Annotated in this window: 17 protein-coding genes; 9 read left to right on the plus strand and 8 right to left on the minus strand. The window is 59.7% G+C overall.

Annotated elements, in window-relative coordinates; all coding sequences use genetic code 11:
* The first annotated feature begins 204 nt into the window (after window positions 1-204).
* The 3 genes from J7447_RS01610 (at window position 205) to J7447_RS01620 (ending at window position 5419) form a co-directional block, all read left to right on the plus strand.
* Window positions 205-3594 carry an ATP-binding protein gene (locus J7447_RS01610; RefSeq protein WP_209168539.1) on the plus strand — a complete coding sequence of 1130 codons (3390 nt, stop codon included), beginning with the start codon at window positions 205-207 and terminating at the stop codon, window positions 3592-3594.
* The gene (locus J7447_RS01615; protein ID WP_152511648.1) at window positions 3584-4498 is read left to right on the plus strand and encodes a response regulator transcription factor; all 915 of its coding nucleotides are present in this window, start codon (window positions 3584-3586) and stop codon (window positions 4496-4498) included. The genes J7447_RS01610 and J7447_RS01615 overlap by 11 nt, the downstream gene beginning before the upstream one ends.
* Before the next feature lie 198 nt (window positions 4499-4696).
* Entirely contained in the window at window positions 4697-5419 is a 723-nt protein-coding gene (locus tag J7447_RS01620; protein ID WP_075281384.1) for a FadR/GntR family transcriptional regulator, read from the plus strand.
* 109 nt (window positions 5420-5528) lie between these two features.
* Here J7447_RS01620 and J7447_RS01625 read toward each other — a convergent pair whose 3' ends face one another.
* The 8 genes from J7447_RS01625 to J7447_RS01660 all read right to left on the minus strand — a co-directional run bounded on the left by J7447_RS01625 (window position 5529) and on the right by J7447_RS01660 (window position 13440).
* Window positions 5529-6299 (minus strand): hypothetical protein, encoded by a 771-nt coding sequence (locus J7447_RS01625; RefSeq protein WP_209168540.1) that lies wholly within the window; start codon window positions 6297-6299, stop codon window positions 5529-5531.
* Between the two features lie 139 nt (window positions 6300-6438).
* A complete protein-coding gene (locus J7447_RS01630; protein WP_023001720.1) occupies window positions 6439-7149 on the minus strand; it encodes a ThuA domain-containing protein in 711 nt (236 codons plus the stop codon).
* Window positions 7146-8021 carry an NAD(P)-dependent oxidoreductase gene (locus J7447_RS01635; protein WP_209168541.1) on the minus strand — a complete coding sequence of 292 codons (876 nt, stop codon included), beginning with the start codon at window positions 8019-8021 and terminating at the stop codon, window positions 7146-7148. The genes J7447_RS01630 and J7447_RS01635 overlap by 4 nt, the downstream gene beginning before the upstream one ends.
* Window positions 8021-9532, minus strand: a complete 1512-nt coding sequence (locus tag J7447_RS01640) for a sugar ABC transporter ATP-binding protein (RefSeq protein ID WP_206904992.1) — start codon at window positions 9530-9532, stop codon at window positions 8021-8023. Before J7447_RS01640 ends, J7447_RS01635 begins: the two co-directional genes overlap by 1 nt.
* Complete coding sequence (locus J7447_RS01645; RefSeq protein ID WP_209168542.1) at window positions 9529-10530, minus strand: ABC transporter permease; 1002 nt, start codon at window positions 10528-10530, stop codon at window positions 9529-9531. Before J7447_RS01645 ends, J7447_RS01640 begins: the two co-directional genes overlap by 4 nt.
* An 11-nt stretch (window positions 10531-10541) precedes the next feature.
* Entirely contained in the window at window positions 10542-11573 is a 1032-nt protein-coding gene (locus J7447_RS01650) for an ABC transporter permease (RefSeq protein ID WP_228148060.1), read from the minus strand.
* A gap of 29 nt (window positions 11574-11602) precedes the next feature.
* A complete protein-coding gene (locus J7447_RS01655) occupies window positions 11603-12400 on the minus strand; it encodes an SDR family oxidoreductase (protein ID WP_209168543.1) in 798 nt (265 codons plus the stop codon).
* 80 nt (window positions 12401-12480) lie between these two features.
* On the minus strand, window positions 12481-13440 hold the full coding sequence (locus J7447_RS01660) for a sugar ABC transporter substrate-binding protein (RefSeq protein WP_286188866.1): 960 nt from the start codon (window positions 13438-13440) through the stop codon (window positions 12481-12483).
* Between the two features lie 300 nt (window positions 13441-13740).
* Here J7447_RS01660 and J7447_RS01665 point away from each other — a divergent pair, with 300 nt between their 5' ends.
* The 6 genes from J7447_RS01665 to J7447_RS01690 all read left to right on the plus strand — a co-directional run bounded on the left by J7447_RS01665 (window position 13741) and on the right by J7447_RS01690 (window position 21072).
* Window positions 13741-15495 (plus strand): extracellular solute-binding protein, encoded by a 1755-nt coding sequence (locus J7447_RS01665; protein WP_228148059.1) that lies wholly within the window; start codon window positions 13741-13743, stop codon window positions 15493-15495.
* A gap of 12 nt (window positions 15496-15507) precedes the next feature.
* Window positions 15508-16314, plus strand: a complete 807-nt coding sequence (locus J7447_RS01670) for an SDR family oxidoreductase (protein ID WP_055658217.1) — start codon at window positions 15508-15510, stop codon at window positions 16312-16314.
* Between the two features lie 66 nt (window positions 16315-16380).
* A complete protein-coding gene (locus tag J7447_RS01675; protein WP_209168544.1) occupies window positions 16381-17679 on the plus strand; it encodes a Xaa-Pro peptidase family protein in 1299 nt (432 codons plus the stop codon).
* Between the two features lie 54 nt (window positions 17680-17733).
* Window positions 17734-18729 carry a thiamine pyrophosphate-dependent dehydrogenase E1 component subunit alpha gene (locus J7447_RS01680; RefSeq protein WP_209168545.1) on the plus strand — a complete coding sequence of 332 codons (996 nt, stop codon included), beginning with the start codon at window positions 17734-17736 and terminating at the stop codon, window positions 18727-18729.
* Window positions 18730-18740: 11 nt separating this feature from the next.
* Window positions 18741-19739, plus strand: a complete 999-nt coding sequence (locus tag J7447_RS01685) for an alpha-ketoacid dehydrogenase subunit beta (RefSeq protein WP_209168546.1) — start codon at window positions 18741-18743, stop codon at window positions 19737-19739.
* Entirely contained in the window at window positions 19729-21072 is a 1344-nt protein-coding gene (locus tag J7447_RS01690) for a biotin/lipoyl-containing protein (protein WP_209168547.1), read from the plus strand. The genes J7447_RS01685 and J7447_RS01690 overlap by 11 nt, the downstream gene beginning before the upstream one ends.
* Window positions 21073-21078: the final 6 nt, after the last annotated feature.

A 21078-nucleotide genomic window follows, 5' to 3' on the forward strand; every position in this document is an offset into this window, starting at 1 on the left:
CTGCACCGCAACATACGTCAATTGACGTAACCGGCTTGAAAGCCTGCCACGGCGTTCCAGAAGCAAAGACGGCATGAAATGTGCTGAAGAGAGGAGCTGAATAAAAAAACGGGGCGGAAAGCGGGCGATGAAGAACGGCATTTGCCGAATAAATAGTCATATGTCCAGTTATTGGGCATTCGGTGCCGGTGTGGAGGCGAGCGCGTGAGGGCGCGCCAACGCATTCTGCCTGTTCGGCGCCAGTACAACAAATGGGTCAACAACCAGACCCTGGAAGACTATGCGCTCCGGTTCACCGCCAAGAGCGCGCGCCGCTTTTCCTCCCGGGCGATTTCCCAGACGGCGATCGGGGCGATCTCCTTTCTGGCTCTGGAGGCGATCGGTGGTGCGATAACCCTGTCCCACGGAACAGCCAACGCGTTTCTCGCCATATTGGTCGGTAGCCTGGTGCTGTTGGTCGTCGGTCTGCCGATCAGCCGCTATGCCATGCGCTACGGCGTCGACATAGACCTGCTCACGCGTGGCGCCGGGTTCGGCTACATTGGTTCGACGGTCACCTCGCTGATCTATGCCAGCTTCACCTTCATTCTTTTTGCGATTGAAGCCTCCATCATGTCGAGCGCGCTGGAATTCGCGTTCGGTGTGCCGCTCTGGCTGGGGTATGTCATCAGCGCGGTTGCGGTCATTCCGCTGGTGACCCACGGCATTACCTGGATCAGCCGCTTTCAGCTCGCAACACAACCCTTCTGGATCATCCTGAACATCCTGCCGTTCGTCTTCATTGCCTTCACCGACTGGCAGGCCGTCGGCGAGTGGTTGACGTTTTCCGGCATCGACCCGGTAACACAGGCGCCGCGTACGACTGCTGGCGGCTGGGACAGCATCAACCTGGTCAGCTTCGGCGCAGCCTCCGCAGTCATTCTGGCGCTGATGGCACAGATCGGTGAACAGGTGGACTTTCTGCGGTTTCTTCCGGCGCAGGATTATGCCCGCCGCCGGCACCGGCTTGCCCTGTTTTTGGCCGGGCCCGGCTGGGTTGTTCTCGGTGCCCCCAAGATGATTGTAGGCTCTTTCCTGGCAGTCCTCGTGTTGTCGCACGGCGTTCCGGTTGACCATGCCGACGAACCCTCGCGAATGTATGCGGTCGCTTTCGGCTACATGATCCCGAACGAATCCGTCGTCCTCTTGCTGATGGCGGCATTCGTGGTGGTGGCGCAGCTCAAGATCAACGTCATGAATGCCTACGCCGGGTCGCTTGCCTGGTCGAATTTCTTCTCGCGCCTTACACACTCCCATCCCGGCCGGGTCGTCTGGCTCGTCTTCAATGTTGGCATCGCTCTGCTGTTGATGGAACTCGGCATCTATCGGTTGCTGGAAGAAACCCTTGGCGTCTTTTCCATCATTGCGATGGCCTGGCTTTCCGCCATTTCGGCTGACCTCTTCATCAACAAGCCGCTCGGGCTGTCGCCTCCGGGAATCGAATTCAAACGCGCGCATCTTTATGACATCAATCCGGTTGGTACCGGCGCAATGCTTCTGGCCGCCGGTCTCGCATTGGCCGCGCACTTCGGCGAGTTCGGAAAGACGGCGGAGGCCCTCGCCACCTTTCTGGCCATGGCCATCGCCTTTGTCGCCGCGCCCCTGATCGCTTATGCGACCAGGGGACGTTTCTACCTGGCTCGCAAGCCGCGCCAGAGCTGGCAGACGAAGGAGCACATCGCCTGTTCGATCTGCGAAAACCCGTTCGAGCCGGAAGACATGGCCTATTGCCCGGCCTATCAGTCGCCGATCTGTTCGCTGTGCTGCTCACTCGATGCCCGCTGCCACGACAGCTGCAAGCCGAAGGCACGTTTGTCCTATCAGGTCGGCACCGTCGCGGGCCGCATTCTGCCGGAAAACGCGATGGCGTTTCTGCAGTCCCGACTGGGGCGCTATGCGTTCATCTCTGTTCTGTCGAATGCTGCAATCGGCCTGATGCTCTGGATCATCTACGCCCAGGCGGAAAACCGTCTGGGAGATCCGACCGGCATCATCGGCCAGACGGTGCTGTTGATTTTCTTTGTTTTTGCCATCGTCGTCGGTATTGCCTGCTGGTTCCTGGTGCTTGCTCACGACACCCGGCGGGTCGCCGAAGAGGAATCCATGCGCCAGAACGCGCTGCTTCAGAAGGAAATCGACGCTCACGGTGTTACCGATGCGGCCCTGCAGAAGGCCAAGGAAGATGCCGAAGCCGCCAACCTCGCCAAGAGCCGCTACGTGGTCGGCCTCAGTCACGAACTCAGAACACCCTTGAACGCGGTCATGGGCTATGCCCAGGTGCTGGAGCGGGACGACAGCGTGCCGACAGCCCGCAGGCCTGCGATCAGCACAATCCGGCGCAGTGCCGAGCATCTGTCAGGGCTGATCGACGGCCTTCTGGATATTTCGCGGATCGAGGCTGGCAGGCTGCAGATCTATTCCAACGAGATCAACATTCACGAGTTTCTGGATCAGATCGTCGACATGTTCCGCATGCAGGCGGCTGCCAAGGGGCTCGGCTTCAACTATGCGCGCGCTCCCAACCTGCCGGTGTTTGTACGAACCGACGAAAAACGTCTGCGACAGATCCTGGTGAACCTCCTGTCGAATGCGATCAAGTTCACCTCTGAGGGCATTGTTTCGTTTTCGGTCAGTTACCGGTCACAGGTGGCCAGCTTTGTCGTGTCGGACAGCGGACCGGGCGTCGCGCTTGACGAACAGGTCAAGATTTTCGAACCATTCGGCCGCAGCAAGACCGCCGACGGGGCGAAGACACCGGGGTTGGGGCTCGGGCTGACCATCACCAAGCTTCTGACGGAAACCATGGGTGGAGCCATCGCGCTGTCCAGCGAACCGGGGAAGGGCGCTTCCTTTGAAGTGCGGCTGATGCTGGCGGCTGTCGACCGGCCTGTCGATACCATCCGCCTGGAAAGACAGGTGCGAGGCTACGAAGGCGAGCGGAAGACGGTTGCCGTGATCGATGACAACCCGGATCACCGAGCGCTTGTCTGCGATATCCTGAAACCGATCGGATTTGCCGTCATCGAGGCGGATACAGGCAGGGCCTGCCTGGAGACGGTCGAGCCGCTGCGGCCGGATCTCTACCTGATCGATATCCTGATGCCGGGAATGAACGGTTGGGAGCTGGCCGAGGACCTGAGGGACAGAGGTGTCAGCGCGCCGATCATCATGCTGTCGGCCAACATCGGTGACAAGGCTTTGCGGCCGGACGGTCCGGCTCACCATTCAGCAACCCTTGCAAAGCCCTTCGGCATCGGCCAGCTTTACGACCTGCTGCAAAAACACATGGGTGTTGTCTGGACCGAACAGCCGGTCGAGCGAAACCAGGAACCTGCCCGAAAGGATCCCTTGAAATCACCCGGTGCCGATCACGTCGCCGATCTCATCTCGCTTGCGGAGATCGGTTATGTGGAAGGCATCGAGGCCAAATTGAACGAACTGGCGAAAACGCCGGAAAATCTGCCCCTGATCGATGCATTGAATGTCCATCTCGCCCGGTTCGATTTCGATGCTTACAAAAACGTCTTGAGTGAATTGGAAACACATGACGGATGATCGTCGCGATACGGTCCTTGTGGTCGACGACAGCCCGGAAACGCTCGGCTTCGTCACCGAAGCCCTGAAAAAGACCGGCGTAGCCGTTCTGGTGGCGACCAGCGGCGAAACCGCTCTCAACATCTGCAACAAGGTGACACCGGATACGATCCTGATGGATGCGATCATGCCCGGCCTCGACGGTTTTGAGACCTGCCGGCAGATCAAGGAAAATCCGGCGCTCCAGCACGTACCGGTGATTTTCATGACCGGGCTGTCCGAAACGGAACATGTGGTAAAGGCGCTGGAATCCGGCGGGGTAGATTTCCTTACCAAGCCGATCGACGTCGACGAACTGAAGGCACGGATCAAGGTGCATCTGAAGAATGCCCGGTCGGTTCAAAGCGCGCATGTGGCGCTGGACGCAGCCGGGCGCCATCTGGTGGCTGTGTCGCAGGAGGGGACAGTGTTGTGGTCGACACCGCAGATCCACAACCTGCTGGCAAAGACAGGGGCTGCCGAAACCAGTCTTTTCCGGCTGGGCCGAGCACTGGGGGACTGGCTGGACGGGCCGAATTCCTCGGGCGAGCGTCGCAAGAGTTTCATGCTCGGCTTATCTGAAAACCTGGCAGTGCAACTTCACCCGCTTGGCCGTGTCGGCCCTGATGAAAACCTGTTCCGTGTCACCGCAGAAGACGAGGCCGGACAGGTCCAGGCGCTGCAAGGCAGCTTTGAACTGACACAGCGCGAGGCGGAAGTCCTGATCTGGATCGCCAAGGGCAAGTCCAACAAGGATATCGGCGAAATTCTGGGTCTGTCACCGCGCACCGTGAACAAGCATCTGGAGCAGATCTTCGTCAAACTTGGTGTTGAGAACAGGGCCTCCGCTGCCGTTCGCGCAGCAGAGGTGATCTACGCGCTTTAGGGCTTCGTGGGAAACGGGTCCCTCGGCTCGATCTGCAATCTGGTTCCGTAATCGCGTTCGATCTGTGAGAATGGCGGGTTTCCGCCATCTGATGCCAAGGTGCCGACCGGCTCGACAAGCACCCGAGCTTGGCCTATGGATGCATTAAGCCGTTGAAGAACACGAATAACCCACCGGCAATGCGAAGAGGAGCCCGGCATGGCTGAGTTTCGGGAAGTGCGTCGGTCATCGCTGTTACCGGACCGCATCGCAGCAGACATCATGGCGAAAATTCAGGATGGTGAACTGAACCCCGGCGATACGTTGCCGACCGAACATGCACTCGCCGGAACCTTTGGCGTCAGCCGCAATGTGGTGCGCGAAGCCATTGCCAGGCTGCGGTCTGATGGCGTCATTGAATCGCGCCAAGGGCGCGGGGCCATCGTCAAGCCTGTTTCAGAGCGTGAAACCTTCCGGGTCGATATCCGCTCACTCGACAAATCCGGCAACCTTGCGGACCTGTTCGAGTTGCGTGGCCTCCTGGAAATCGAAGCTGCGGGACTTGCCGCGATGCGTCGCACAGGGGCAGATCTCAGGGAGATGCGGGCAGCAGTCGCCATTCTGGAAGGGCACAAGCAGTTCGACGAACAGCGGCTGGAAGCCGACGCCGTGTTTCACCGCGCAATCGGCAAGGCGGCCGGCAACTCCTATCTCTTCGGCATCATCTGCTACATCTCCTCCAGGCTGAAGGAAACCACGCGGGTGACATCCGACATCTACGCCAAGGACGACCTGGTGGAGATCACTTTGGGTGAACATTCCAGGGTTCTTGAGGCCATTGAGGCAGGTGACAGGACCGGCGCCCGGGAAGCCATGGCGGCTCATGTTCAGGGCGCTGCGTCCCGTCTCAACGTTCAGGTCAAGCTGGGCGCCAGGGTTTAGCGCCTCCTGCCCATTTGCCTGCAAGTAGATTGTTCGTGCGGTTGATTTCCACGCCCGCAAGCCGACGGTCTCTAGTGGGGGCTTTGGCAGACAGGGCCGTGGCAGCGGATCAGGTTCGGAACAGTCCTGTTCTTTTTAGGAGCCGTTTCAACTTGTTGGAATTGCGCTCTGCTCGCATTGCCTCATAGAGCTGCAGATCGAGTTGATTGTGTCTCCTGACGGTGTCGAGCTGACGGTCTGAAAGCGAAAGCGCAGGATAGCGGCTCGGATTGTCCTGCCGCATTGTCAGGGACAGGTCGGTTTCTTGCGAGATCTTCTCATAGAGATCCGGCATTTCATCGGTAAATCCCATGATATCCACCGAGCGACCTGTCGAAACGGCACGTTTGAAAAGGCTGTCGTGATCGTCGATCGGATCAATTCTGGAGGCAAGGAAGCGGTCTGACAGCTCTTGTCCTACTGCTTTTATTGGCGTTCCACCGAGATATCTGCACATTGTATTGTCGGGAATTGGTAATCGTCCCTGATCAAGGCTTTCGAACGCATCTGCCTCTGCAATTCGTCCGTCTGCGAGAAAATGTCGAATGTGGGAAAGGACATGCTCCACCGGATCACGCAGAACTACGATCGTTAGCGTATCTGTTGGAAGATATCTTCGGACCCAGAAGCCGTAGTGTCCTCGAAACAGGCGATAGTCCGGTTTCTCCTGAAGCTCCTGCAGGGCCTCGTGAAGCGGCGGATAGCGGCCACCATGATAGGAAATCAGCGCTTGAGAGGGAACAACGGCTGCGTCTCCGACAGCCTGTTCCAGCGACAGGCGCAATGACGTGCCGGCTGTTTTCGGGATATGGCAAAAGAAGATCTTTTTATCAAACTTCAAAAACGTCTCCCTGTTCCTGCAGTGTATTAACCGCATTCGCGCAGATCAGCGCAGTCACAGGTGCGCCGGACGATCGTGAAAGTTTGAATATCCTATTGCAAAGCTGACGGTTCTTGAAGGGTGCGTTCTTTGCGGGTCACTAAGCGGATTTGCCTTCTGCTGCCCAGAGTGCACCGCGACGGATGATCTCCGTCACCTGGGGAACCTTCAGGTCATCCAGTTCGTGTCCGATGGAGCAGTAGAACACTCGGCCCTTGTCCCAGCGCCGTTTCCAGACAACGGGAATGACGGTGCCCTCGATCCACCACAGATGATCGCCTGAGAAGGTCGTGGTGGCCAGCACGTCGTTGGAGGGATCGACCAGCATGTAATATTGCTCGGACCTGAGGCGGAAACTCCTGATGCCCTTGACGATCGGATCGTCCGGTTTGCAGATCGTCACGTCGTAGTCGATGTAGTCCTCCCTGGGCTGCAGGTTGTCCGGCCAACCGGGAGGATGGGCGACGAATTGGCCTCCAATCAGGAAGTGGTAGGTCGGCCGGTCGCGGAAAGCATCTCCCATATGTCCGTGCCACCCGGCAATGCCGCAGCCGTTGGCGACGAGCTTCAGGAGCCCGTCCTCCTGCGGCTTGGTCATGTTGCCGAATTCCTGCTGGTGACCCGACCGGGCCGAAGACCAGATAGGTGTGATCAGGTCGACATCGGCAAGGTCTTCCGGGCGTTCCAGCGGTTCCATCGTATCGTAGACGGTAACGCTGAAACCATTGTCGCGAAGCAAGGCCTCATACCAGTCGCTGAAATGGGTTGGTGTGTGGCCTTCCCAGCCACCGACAAACAGAACTGCTTTCATTTCAGACCCTTGTTCACGAAAGAAAGAATGGAAGCCATGTCGCGGTCGTCATATCCGGCTGATCCGGCGGCCTTCAGAACCGCATGATTGAGTTCCGCCTGCGGCATGATCACACCGCAAGTGGATGCAAGCTCCAGCGCCAGCCCGACATCCTTGCGGGCAAGTGCGACCGTGAAGCTGACGTCGTGCGCAGTCTCATCCAGATAAAGCCCCTTGCGATAGGCGAGAACCGGAGCGGCAGCCGCCGAATTTTCCACGACCTCATAGGCTTGTTCTTTTGGGATGCCGGCTGCCGTGGTCAGGGTAAGGGCTTCTGCCAATGTCTGGTTGAGGCCATGAATGAGCATGTTGACGCCGAGTTTCATGGCAGCGCCAGCGCCGGGTTTGCCAAGCCAGACGGTTTTCCGGCCAAGAACCTCGAAGAGGCGGGCCAGATCAGGCACATCAGTTGCTTCTGCTCCTGCCATGATAAGCAGCTTGGCATCCGCCGCCGCTTGTGTGGCTCCGGAAACCGGCGCATCGACGAAGCGTCGGCCTTTCTCCCGTGCCAATAGCGCCAGACGTTCTGCCATGGGTACGGAAATGGTACCCATTTCGGCCAGAACCCGACTGCCCCCTGACGCCTCGAGCAAGCCATCCGGCCCGAGATAGACTGTCTCCGCAGCAGCATCGTCGGCGAGCATGGTGATCACCACATCCGACCGCTCCGCCAGGTCTTTCGGGGTGACTGCCGAAAAGGCGTTGTGGGCGGCGGCGAAGGCCTGTGCAGTTCCAGCTGTCCGGTTCCAGACGCTCACATTCAGACCGGCAGCAGCCAGATTGGCAGCCATGCGCACGCCCATCCGGCCAAGCCCTGCAATTCCGACCTGCATCAGGCGGCCTTGTCCGGCCGAATGCCGGAAATGGCCTGGATGAGATTGTCTTCGGTAACTTCCTCGGAGGTGAAAGTCCGGATGATCTCGCCGCTGTACATGGCGACGATCCGGTCACTTACATGCAGGACCTCCGGCATTTCCGAACTGATCACGATGACCGCATAGCCCTGGCTGGCCAGGTCGCGGATGAGGTTGTGGATCTCGGACTTGCTGCCGACATCGATCCCGCGTGTCGGTTCATCGACGATCAGAACGCTCGGGTGCATCGAAAGCCATTTGCCGATCACGATCTTCTGTTGGTTACCGCCGGAAAGGTTGCCGGCAAGCTGCTTCCAGCCGGGCGTGCGAATGTCGAGCCGGTCCCGGTACTGGTCGAAAATCGAGATCTCCGCGCCTTCGGCAACGAATGGGCCGGCTTTCAAGTCGTCTACTTGAGGCAGGGTCATATTGTCCCGGCAGTTCATGCCCAGAACAAGGCCCTGCGTCTTGCGGTCCTCAGGCACCAGCGAGATACCCTTGGCGATGGCATCGGCCGGTGAGTGAATGGCAGTCTCTTCACCGTTCAGGAATATAGCGCCGCTGCTGGGTTCTCTGAGACCGAACAGCGTTTCGGCGATTTCCGTGCGGCCGGCCCCGACAAGGCCATAAAAGCCGACAACTTCGCCCTTGCGCACTTCGAAGCTGATGTCACGGAAAAGCGAACCACAGGAGAGCCCTCGCACCTCCAGCGCCACATCACCCAGTTCGTGGTGGACGGCGTTGCGTGACAGGTCGAGCTTGCGGCCGATCATCAGCTGCGTGATCTCGTCCTCGCTGGTTTCGGCGGTGTTCAGTGTGCCGCGATACTGTCCGTCCCGCAGCACGCTGATGCGGTCGGTGATCCTGAAGATCTCTTCCATCCGGTGCGAGATGTAGATGATGCCGACGCCTTCGGCTTTCAGGTTGTCGATGACATCGAACAGAACCACCTTTTCCGCATCGGTCAGCGAGGCGGTTGGCTCATCAAAGATGACCGCCTTGGCTTCCACTGTCAGGGCACGCGCAATTTCCACCATCTGCTGGTTTGCGATGGAGAGATCGCCGACACGCGTGCGGGCGTCGAAGCCGACTTTGAGCATCTCCAGAATGCGGTTGGTCTGTTCATGCAGCTTCTGCCAGTCGACCCGGCCGAAGCTCTTTCGCGGCAGTTCGCCGAGATAGATGTTTTCGGCAACCGTCAGTTCCTCGGCGAGGCTCAGTTCCTGATGGATGAAGACGATGCCCTTGCTTTTCGCCTGTAGTGGCGACGTCATGACAACCGGTTGCTCGCTGACGATGATCTTGCCTTCATCAGGCTGATAGATGCCGCCAAGCACTTTCATGAGGGTCGACTTTCCGGCGCCGTTTTCGCCCATCAGGGCATGCACTTCGCCGGGCAGGACGGAAAAGGACACACCGTCGAGCGCGCGCACGCCGGGGAAGGTCTTGACGATGCCTTCCAGGCGCAAGGCTGGGGTGGTGCCGGTCATATTCTCAGCTCCTGTTTGCCTTTCAGGTTCAATTGACGGTCGAGGAACAGGACGGCAATCAGGATCAGGCCGATCACCAGATTGACTGTTTCCGTGTCGGCGCCGATGTGTCCCAGGCCTTTTCGCAGAAGCTGGATGGCCAGAACACCGCCGAGTGTCGAAAGTACGGATCCGGCGCCTCCGGTAAGTTTGGTGCCACCCAGAACCACGGCGGTGATGACCCACAGCTCATAGAGTTCGCCGTCGTTGGGATTGACCGAGCCGGATTCCGAATAGAACACCACGGCAGACAGGGAGGCGAGAAAGCCGATGATCATGAAGTTGATCATCATGTGTGGCCCGACCCGGATACCCGCATTGATGGCCGCAGACCGGTTGTCGCCGATGGCATAGGCGTTGCGCCCGTGGATCGTGCGGTTCATCACGAACCAGATCACGGCGGTCACGACGATCAGGAACCAGGTGGCGGTGTGCAGTCCCAGGAAATGGGCTTCAGCGAAATCAACCAGCGTCCAGTTGAGATGAGATGTGGGCTGTTCGCCATTGTACATGAACACCAGGCCGCGATAGCCGAGCATGGAACCGAGCGTGACGATGAAGGCATCGACACCGGTCTTCCAGACGATCAACCCGTTCAGAGCGCCCAGAACGATCCCTGTCAGCAATGCCAGTCCCCAGGCAATGGGAATGACGCCGTCGCCGAGGCCGGCGAAAACCGGCCAGGTCATGCTGTCGAGCAGGACGACGGCGCTCAGGGCAAAGGTCGCTCCGACGCTGAGGTCGATATTGCCGTTGATCATGATGATCGTCATGCCGACGGCGATGATCCCGATGGGGGCTGACTGCTTGAACAAAAGCAGCATGTTGTCCACGTCCATGAAGGCCTTGTCACTGAGCGACAGGAATTCGCCCGCGACCGAGAAGAAGACCAGCTCGACGAGAATGAAGCCCCAGATCGCGCCACGTTTCAGAAAAGTGCTCAAGGTTCCCGGTTCCATCAATCCCTCCCTCACGCGATCGGCGACCAGAGCTTGCCGCGTTTGGCGGCAATATCCAGCCACACGGCAAGAATGATGATGATCCAGGTCACCACATATTGGACATAGAACTGCAGTCCGACGAGCAAGAGGCCGTTCTGGATAAAGCCGAGGATCAGGACACCGATAACGGTCTTGAAGATCGTGCCGGAGCCGCCCATCAGCGATGCTCCGCCGAGGATGACTGCAGCCAGGACTTCAAGCTCAAGCCCCTGACCAACCGTGTTCTGGCTTCCCAGTGACCGGCTGGCCTGGATGAGACCGGCAGTACCGACGCAAAAAGCAGACATGAGGTAGCAGGTGAAGACGACACGGGCTCTGCGAATGCCCGAGAAGGTTGCGGCGGTGCCGTTGCCTCCAACCGCGTAGACCTTGCGACCGAATGGTGTCTTGGCAAGGACGATCCCCAGAACAGAGGCGACAAGCGCAAACAGCAGGATCGGTACCGGAATGCCGAGGACGGTCGATTGGCCGAACACGCTGAACCAGGTGCCTTCCTTGTCGGCAATATCCATGTTCTTGCCGCCGGAATAGGTGAGGGTCAGTCCGTGGATCGCCGACAACATGCCAAGGGTCACGATCAGGGAATTCAGCTTCAGATATCCGACGAGGAAGCCGATGAAGGCGCCCAGGCACAGTACCATGGCGTACATGGACGGAATGGCGAGCAAAGGCCCCAGCTTGTCGTGCAGATCGAGGACGACGATGGTGGCAAACGACATCATCGACCCGACGGAGAGGTCGAGATTGCCGCTGATGACGACAAAGGTGACGCCGAGAGCCATCACGCCGAGGATTGCAGAGGAGCGGACAACGCCCATGATGTTGTCTGGGTCGAGAAAGCGCTGGTTGGCGATCGTGAAGCCGATCATGAAGACGGCGAAGGCGATCAGGATGCCCTGTTTCGCCAGAAATCCCCCAACGCCCGACAGACTGAAGGGCTTCATGGATTTTTCCTTGGAACTGCCGGGACGGCTGGCAGCCTTGGTTGATATGTCGGACAACAGACCCTCCCTCATCCTGTTGTAAAGTTTCAAACGAGCGTCATGCCACCATCGATCATCACCACCTGACCGGTCATGTAATCGCTTTCTGGTGACGCCAGGAACGTGGTCGTTCCCGTGATGTCGGACGGTGTCGCCACCCGGCCGCGCAGGATCTCGGAGGAAAATTCCTCCATCGCCTGTCCGGGCCGCTCGGCAGCGCCGATATCCAGAAGATCCCGGTCCACCTGTTCCCACATTTCGGTAGCCACGACACCCGGCGCGAAGCCTGTGACGGTGATGTTGTGTCTGGCAAGGTCTCGTGCGCCGGATTGCGTCAGCGAGACCACGGCCCATTTCGAGGCGCAATAGGGCGCGACATTGTCAAACCCCTGTCGACTGGCGATCGACGCGGTGTTGATGATCTTGCCGCCGGTGCCCTGGCCAATCATCTGGCGGGCGGCCTCCTGCATGCCGATCAGGCACCCAAGGCCGTTCACTCCCATGATGAAGTTCCAGTTGTCCTCCGTGACATCGAGAAAGTTCATGGGTTTGTTGACGCCGGCATTGTTGAACTTGACATCCAGCTTGCCGAAAGCCGCGACGGTTTTCGCGATCATGGCACGAACCTGGTCACGATCGGTCACATCGACCTGGGCCCATGTCACCCCGGCGCCGGTTTCGGCAGCACGGTTGCGGTTGGCTTCGGCAACGGCACTTGCCTGTTCGCCGTTGATGTCCGCAAAGCAGACATCCGCTCCCTCGTTGATAAGGGCTTCGCCAATGGCACGTCCGATCCCTCGGGCAGCACCGGTGACGATACAGGAACGCCCGGACACTCGGCCCATGGTTTCCTCCCGGTCAATGTATTGGGAAAAAATGGGGCGCAAGGCTTGGCTCGCGCCCCAGTCGGGCTTGACCTTCAGGCTCAGAAGACAGGCTTGTCGAATTCGGCCATGTTGTCCTGGGTGATCTTCGGCGTGTCGAAGTAATTCAGGAACGGAACATCCTTGCCGGACAGAATGTCGATTGCCGTCTGCAGGGCAGCTTCGGCATCGTCAACGGGCGACTGGTAGATCGAGCCCCAGTATTCACCGCGCTCCATCGCCTCGTAACCGACGGAGAAATTGGTCGCGCCGACGAAGATGATGCCCTCACGTCCGGCGGCCTTGGCGGCATTCAGCGCGCCGACACCCATGTTGTCGTCTCCGGCGTAAACGCCGTCGATGTCGTCATACTTGACCAGGAACGCTTCCATGACCTTCTGGGACTTTTCGCGGTTCCAGTCGCCCGGCTGGGTCTCCACCAGGGTCACATTCGGGCAGACTTCCGGCAGACGGTCTTCGAAGCCCTTGGCGCGCTCGATCGCCGTCGTGTAGCCCGGCTGGCCGGAAATCTGAACGATCTGGGCCTCGTTCTCGATGCCCATGGCCTTGAACTTGTCGCACATGATCTCGGCGGAACGGGAGCCCTGGGTGATGTTGTCCGGACCGGAGAAGGACTTCACGAACTCGAAGCCCTGTTCGGCGATGTTCGAGTTGGTCACAATCACCGGAATGTCGGCCTTGAAGGCCTTGCGGACGGCCGGGATGACGGCTTCACCGTTCGTCGGCCAGATGATGATCGCGTCCACTTCCTGCTGGATCAGGTCTTCCATCTGGGCGATCTGCCGGGCGACGTCGCCGCCGGCGTCCAGAACGACGGTTTCGACATCCGCATTGGCGTCGGCTGCCGCGATAAAGGCTTTTTCATAGGTGGTCTGGTAGCTGTCGACGCCGACGTTGTTCTGCGTGATGCCGATCTTCATCGTTTCTGCACCGGCTGCACCAGACAAGGTCAGGCCTGCGACGGCCGTCGTGGCGACAACCAGCGAACGGAAAGTGTTCATTGTTTCATTTCCTCCCTGAGAGACCATTTCGAATGGTCTGAATTCTGAACCGTGCCTCCTCCTGACACGGATATGCGCCCACCGTGAGCGTCAACAAAAAGCCTGCACGCCTCGGCAGAACGACGCCCCCTCGAAAATATCCAAAATGGATGTTCTTATATCCAAAATGGATTTTTTGGCCGTTTTTCTAATCGGCCACGTCGCTCACGCTTAGGAGGACATTCAATGTCGATCCAAAAAATATCCAAAACGAGGAAACGCAGCAGTGGTTCATCCCGTCCGGAAAACTGGAGCCGAGCGATGAACCAGCAAGAGGGAGAGTTGGTTCGCGAAAAGACTTATCTGACGCAACAGGCCAAGACGGAAATCCTCCAGGTTCTCAGCTTTCTGGAGAACTTTGAAGAAGAGATGGATGGTCTGTTGGAGATATCTGCTCCGAACCCCTATGTCAAAATGTCGACCTATCTGGTGAAAAGGCATCTGGAAGCGAAGGCGGTGACCCCGACCTCGCTCATTGGCGCGTCGGGCGTTCCCTACGCGACAGCCAGCCGCCGCATGCGCGAGATGATCGACAACGGCCTGATCGAGCAAAGACCGAGGACGTCTTCCGGTAGAAGCTATTCCCTCCATCCGAGCGCTGACATGCTGGAGGCGTGGACCCAGTTCAGCAGCCGTGTCCGCAGGATGGCGGCGCAATCGTTCGGGTCTGCCGATCTGCGCTCCGGTACACAGGACTATTATTTCGGCGGGTCTTACCTGGAAGCCCAGACAATCCAGCCGCCCCAGGTCCTGCTTGAACCCTTGAAACTGTCCGGAGATCTTCGTGTCCTGGTTCATGGCGATCCCACCTTCATGGTGATGCATGGTCTGAAGCGCCAGTTCGAGCAGGTGGTCGGGTGTTCCATTCAGCAGCGGGCCTTTTCCATCGACCGGCTTCACGAAGAAGCGGTCAAGAACGCCCACAGGGCGACAAGCCGCTATGACCTGATTGCCCTGGACCTGCCGTGGCTTGGGGAGTTTGCCGAGAACGGGTATCTCCTGCCGTTGGACGAAGTGCTGGATGTCGAGCGGCTTCAGCCGAGCGATTTTCACACCGCCGGCTGGCAGGCAGCTCACTGGGGAGGCAAGCCGTACGGTGTGCCTTCGCAGACCACGCCGGAACTGCTGTTTTACCGGAAGGATCTGCTGGCGGAAGCAGGGCTTGAACCGCCCCTCACGACGGACGCGCTGCTCAAGGCCGCCGCCCGGCTCAACGACCCGGTTCAGGGCAGATACGGAATTGCCTGGAACGCGGCACGCGGGACAGCGCTTGGCCATACATTCATGATGACTTGTGCGGACTTCGGTCAGCCTATTCTCGATTTGCCCAAACAGGCTGGTGGTTATGACGCCTCGCGACTGGCAGACGGCGGCTACCGGCCTGTCATCTATTCCGAACGTGCACTCGATGCTGCCGAATACCTGATGGCGCTGTTGCAATATTCGCCGCCAGATATCCTGTCGATGTCCTGGTACGAGCGCGTCCGTCCGTTCGCCAGCGGACGTGTGGCGATGGCCTACGGCTATACTTTGCTCGCTCCTTACTTCGAACAGAATCCGGCCTGCGCGGCCCATGGCAAGGTCGGCTTCCTGCCGCATCCTTCCGGTCCGAATGCGCAGAATATCGCCCCGGTCGGAGGCTATCTGCTCGGAATTCCGGCCAATATTGCACCGGAACGGCTGGAGGCGGCAGCCGAAGCGCTGATCGTCTTCACGTCGCCTGAAGCGCAAAAGCTCTACGTCGAACACGGCAGCCGCACCAATCCGCGCTATTCGGTTGGCGCAGACCCGGAAGTCCGGCGCCTGTCTCCGATCTTTGAAGCGGTGGACGCCATGTCCTGGCGGGACGAGTTGCAGTTTTGGCCACGACCGCCAATCCCGGAAATCAACGACATCATCCGCATCTGCGGGGAGGAATGCCACGACATGTTGCGTGGCGTGAAGACGCCAAAAGCCGCGTTGCAGATGGCTCAAGATCGTGCCGACCGACTTCTGCGGGAGGCTGGAAAACTTTAATGGGAGGAATTCATGGACCCCAATCGGCTCAAGGGAAAAAACGTTCTGATTACAGGTGCCGCACGCGGCATGGGCGCAACCAACGCCGAGCATTTTGCAGCTCAGGGCGCCAACGTCTGTCTTGGTGATCTGGACCTCGACGAAGCCCAGGCCGTCGCGGAGCGGATCAATGCGGCCGGTAACGGCAAGGCGGTTGCGGTCAAGATGGACGTGACCCGCCGCGAGGACAACGCCGCGGCGGTGGCGGCAACTGTCGAAGCCTTCGGCAGCATCAATGTGGGCCTCTTCAACGCCGGCCTCAACAAGCCCCGTTTCTTCATGGATATCGATGAGGACAACTGGGATCTCATCATGGGCGTCAACACCAAGGCGATGTGGCTGGGCATGCAGGAAACCGCCCGCCAGATGATTGCGCAAGGGCCTCAGGATTTTCCCTACAAGCTGATCAATGTCGGCTCCATCGCGTCGCGCAAGCCTCTGGTGGATGTGACCGTCTATTGCACATCCAAATACGGCTGCCTGGCGTTGACACATTGCGGGGCCGTTGCGCTCGGCGAACACAACATCACCGTCAACGGCTATGCCCCCGGCGTGGTGGTGACACCGCTTTGGGAACAGCTCGACAAGGACCTTGTCGAAATCGGCTTCAAGGAACGGGCAGGACAGGCCTACGAAGACATCGCCAACAACGAACTGGTGATCAAGCGGGTGTCCTATCCGGATGACATCAAGGGCACCGCGTCGTTTCTCGCCAGCCCCGACAGCGACTACATGACGGGCCAGATGATCCACATCGATGGCGGCTGGTGCATCCAGTAACACTCTGAAAAACAATATTCTTTTTTACATGACGGATGTGCGCAGGTGCATCCGAAGGAGAGAGCCATGTCTCGCGCACTGTTACCCAACCTCCTGACGCCGCAGGATCTCGAACCGCATTGGCGCTGGGAGGGGCGTTTGCCCGCCTGGGGGCACACATCCGTCGATTTCGAACGCCGCATCGACCATGATCGGCTGCGGCGGTATCGCCTTGCCAGAACACGGGAGGCGCTGAAGGCCTCTCACGCCGGTACGCTGCTGCTGTTTGACGTCAACAACATCCGCTACGTCTCGGCCACCAAGATCGGCGAATGGGAGCGGGACAAGATGTGCCGCTTCTGCCTGCTGACGGGCGATGATGCCCCTTACGTGTGGGACTTCGGTTCAGCCGCCGTCCACCACAAGAAGTTCTCCGACTGGCTGGTGCCGGATCATTGCCGGGCAGGTGTGGTCGGCATGCGCGGCACCATTCCGCCGGAATTCGGCCTGATGCGCAAATATGCCCGCGAAATTGCCGGGCTGATCCGGGACGCCGGCATGGCGGATATGCCCGTCGGCGTCGACTATGCCGAAACCGCCATGTTCCATGCGCTGCAGGCAGAGGGACTTAACGTGGTCGACGGACAGCAGATCATGCTGGCGGCGCGCGAGATCAAGAACTGGGACGAGATCCAGCTTCTGACGCAGGCGGCCTCCATGGTCGATGGCGTCTATCACATGATCTACGAGGAACTGAAGCCGGGCGTGCGCGAGAACGACATTGTCGCCCTGTCCAACAAGATGCTCTACGAGATGGGATCAGATGATGTCGAGGCGATCAACGCCATTTCCGGCGAGCGCTGCAATCCGCATCCGCACAATTTCACCGACCGCTATTTCCGTCCGGGCGATCAGGCGTTCTTCGACATCCTGCAGTCCTATCAGGGCTATCGGACCTGTTACTACCGCACCTTCAACATCGGCCGGGCAACCCCGGCGCAGCGTGATGCCTACGTCAAGGCGCGCGAATGGATCGATGCCTCCATCGCCATGATCAAACCCGGCGTCTCCACCGACAAGGTGGCGGAAGTCTGGCCCAAGGCGGAGGAGTTCGGCTTCCCCAACGAGGAGACAGCCTTCGGTCTGCAATTCGGCCACGGCCTGGGTCTGGCCCTGCACGAGCGGCCGATCATCTCGCGTGCGGTCTCGCTCGACCATCCGATGGAAATTAAGACGGGCATGGTGTTCGCGCTGGAAACCTACTGCCCGGCCGCTGACGGCTATTCCGCCGCCCGGATCGAGGAGGAAGTCGTGGTGACGGACACAGGCGTTGAGGTCATCAGCCTGTTCCCGGCCGAAGAACTTCCGATCGCCAACCGGTACTGACCTGCCCATCGTGCCCGGCCGCGCGGTGGCCGGGCCCAGTCAAGGGACAACAAGATGAGCGCTGCGAAGAAAAAGAAACACAACACGGAAGAGTATCTGCGCATGTACACGCAGATGGTGCGCATCCGTGCCTTCGAGGACAACGCCAACCAGCTTTACCTGTCGGCGAAGATGCCGGGCCTGACCCACATGTATTCCGGTCAGGAAGCCGTGGCCGTCGGCATTTGCGAAGCGCTGACGCCCGAAGACAAGATCACGTCGACGCACAGGGGGCACGGTCACTGTGTCGCCAAGGGCGCGCATTTCAAGGAAATGTTCTGCGAGCTTCTGGGTAAGGAAGAGGGCTATTGCCGGGGCAAGGGCGGGTCGATGCATATCGCCGACCAGGCCAACGGCAACCTTGGCGCCAACGCCATAGTCGGCGGCTCCATGGGCATTGCCACCGGATCGGCACTCACCGCCAAGCGTCTGGGCACCGGGCACGTCACCGTGTGTTTCTTCGGAGATGGCGCGACGGCACAGGGGCTCTGGTACGAGGTCATGAACATGGCCGCGCTTTGGAAGCTCCCTGTCATCTATGCCTGCGAGAACAACGGCTACAGCGAATACACCAGGACCGAGGAAATCGCGGCGGGTTCGCTGATTGCCCGGGCCGAAGCCTTCGGCATCGAGAGTTTCAAGGTCGATGGCCAGGATGTGCTGGCCGTGAACAAGCTGGCGGGAGAGCTCGCCGCCCGCTGCCGAAAGGGCGAAGGCCCGTTCTTCATCGAACTCGACACCTATCGCTATCACGGCCACCACGTCGGCGACATCAACCGCGACTACTACCGCACCAAGGATGAAGAGACGGAGTGGAAGTCTGCGCGCGACCCGATCACCAACTTCGGCAAGTGGCTGATCGACCAGAAGATCATGACCGCCGACGAACTGGTGGCCATCGACAATGAAATCGCCGCCGATGCCGAAGCTGCCGTCAAATATGCGCTCGACGCGAAATATCCGGATGTGCGGGAAGTGGACATGCATGTCTACGCCGACACGGCCGCCTGAGGAGGGACGCCATGACACGTGAAATCACCCTGTCCAGGGCCGTCAACGAAGCCATCGCGGAAGAAATGCGCCGGGATCCGTCGATCATTCTCCTGGGCGAAGACGTTGCCGAGGCCGGAACGCCGTTCAAGGTGCTGTCCGGCCTGGTGGAGGAGTTCGGAACGGACCGGATCATCGACACGCCGATATCCGAACCCGGCTTCATGGGCATTGCCGTTGGTGCGGCGATGACCGGACTGAGGCCGGTCGTCGACCTGATGTTCGGCGACTTTCTCTATCTGGTCATGGATCAGCTCTGCAATCAGGCCGCCAAGACCCACTATATGTCCGGCGGCAAGCTGAACGTGCCGCTGGTCCTGCGCACCAACATGGGCGCGACCCGGCGCTCCGCCGCCCAGCACAGCCAGTCCCTGCAGGCGCTTGTCGCCCACATTCCGGGGCTCAAGGTCGCCATGCCGTCTTCGGCTTACGAGGCCAAGGGCCTGATGAAGACGGCAATCCGGGACAACAATCCGGTGGTCATCTTCGAAGACAAGCTGATGTACAACGACAAGGCCCCGGTGCCGGAGGAAGAATACCTGATCCCCTTCGGTCAGGCGCACATCAAGCGCGAGGGTCGGGACGTCACGCTGGTGGCGACCTCCTCCATGGTGCAGGTGGCTGAGGAAGCAGCGGAAACGTTGTCCCGCGAGGGCATCAGCGCGGAGATCATCGACCCGCGTACGATCGTGCCGCTGGATGAGGAAACCATCCTGCGTTCAGTCCGCAAGACGTCGCGCGCCATCGTCATCGACGAAGGTCACCAGAGCTACGGCGTGACGGCGGAAATCGCAGCGCGGATCAGCGAGAAAGCTTTCTACCACCTCGACGCGCCGGTCATCCGCATGGGCGCCATGGACGTGCCGGTGCCGTTTTCGCCTGCCCTTGAAGACATCACCGTGCCGAATGCCGCAGGAGTTGCCGACAACGCGCGCAAGATCTGCCGCGGGGAGCTGATCCATGCCGCATGAGGTGATCATGCCCGCGCTCGGCATGGCCCAGGACAGCGGCCAGTTGCTGGCCTGGCACAAGAAACCGGGAGAGGCGGTCGCCGCTGGCGATGTGCTTTTCGAGGTGGAAACCGACAAGGCCGCCATGGAAGTGGAGGCGCAGAAGGAAGGCTATCTGACCGACGTCTCCGTGGAAGCAGGCAGCGATGTTCCGGTTGGACAGGTGATCGCGATGATCTCTGAAACCCCGGAAGGGGCTGGAGAAGCAGGTAATGCGCCTTCATTGGAGAAGACCGCCGATACGGCAGAACCCGCACCGGGCGGCATGGAGGCCGGGGGGGAAGCCCTTCCGGACGGACATCAGGTAATCATGCCGACACTCGGCATGGCTCAGGACACGGGTCTCCTGGTTGCCTGGTGCAAACAGCCCGGAGAAGCCGTTGCGGCTGACGACATTCTCTTCGAAGTGGAAACGGACAAGAGCACGGTTGAGGTCAATGCCGGCCGCGACGGTTTCGTGGCCGCGCTTCTGGCGCAAGCAGGAGAGGAAGTGCCTGTCGGCCAGGCGATCGCGGTGATTTCGGCGCAAAAGCCGGACAAGGCAGTGTCGCGAAAGGCGGCTGGAGCACGAACCTCTGCAGCTGGTGAATCAGCGCCGGAGCGGCAGGAAAAGACGGAACCTGCCAACACGCCTGCACCTTCTCCTGAAAAACGGGTGACGGCCAAGACCGCGCCCGGAGTGGCCGGGAGAGTTCTTGCGTCCCCCAAGGCACGGCGGCTTGCGCAGGAACAAGGGCTGGACCTGCAGCGTTTGGCCGATGCCGGCCATCCCCAGCCGTTTCACGTCAAGGATCTGGAGACCCTCAAGACCCTGCACGCGGAAACGCCGGCGGCAAGTGCCACGGCGCAGCGCTTCGAACTCAGGGCAGAGGTATCGGGTGCCGGATTTGCAGACTTCGTGGCCTGGGCGAAGGACAACGGCGGGCAAGTCGATCAGGCAGCTCTGCTGGCCGGGTTTGCGGCTGCCAGTTTCGGGAACTTTCCCGCCAAAGTCCGCGTTGAGAATATGTGGCAGTCGCAAGCCTACTCCGCTGCTTCGCTCTGGCTTGGTCAGGTCAAACCGGCGGACGATGATCAAGAAGTGGACCTGCTGGTGCGTGACCTGAGAGCAAGCCGCATCTCGACGCTTCAGCTTGATGCAGGCAAATGCCCTGTCATCAGCATCCTGCGCCAGGGGGAGGATCTCGCTCTGGTGCTGGAATGGACCGGTGACCGAGTGACCACGCCTCAGGCGATTGACCTGCTTTCCAATTTCGCGGGTCGGATGGAGCAACCGCTCCGCCACCTGCTTTGAACCGAT

The organism is Labrenzia sp. R5_0 (assembly GCF_017743835.1).
Classification (GTDB): domain Bacteria; phylum Pseudomonadota; class Alphaproteobacteria; order Rhizobiales; family Stappiaceae; genus Roseibium; species Roseibium algicola.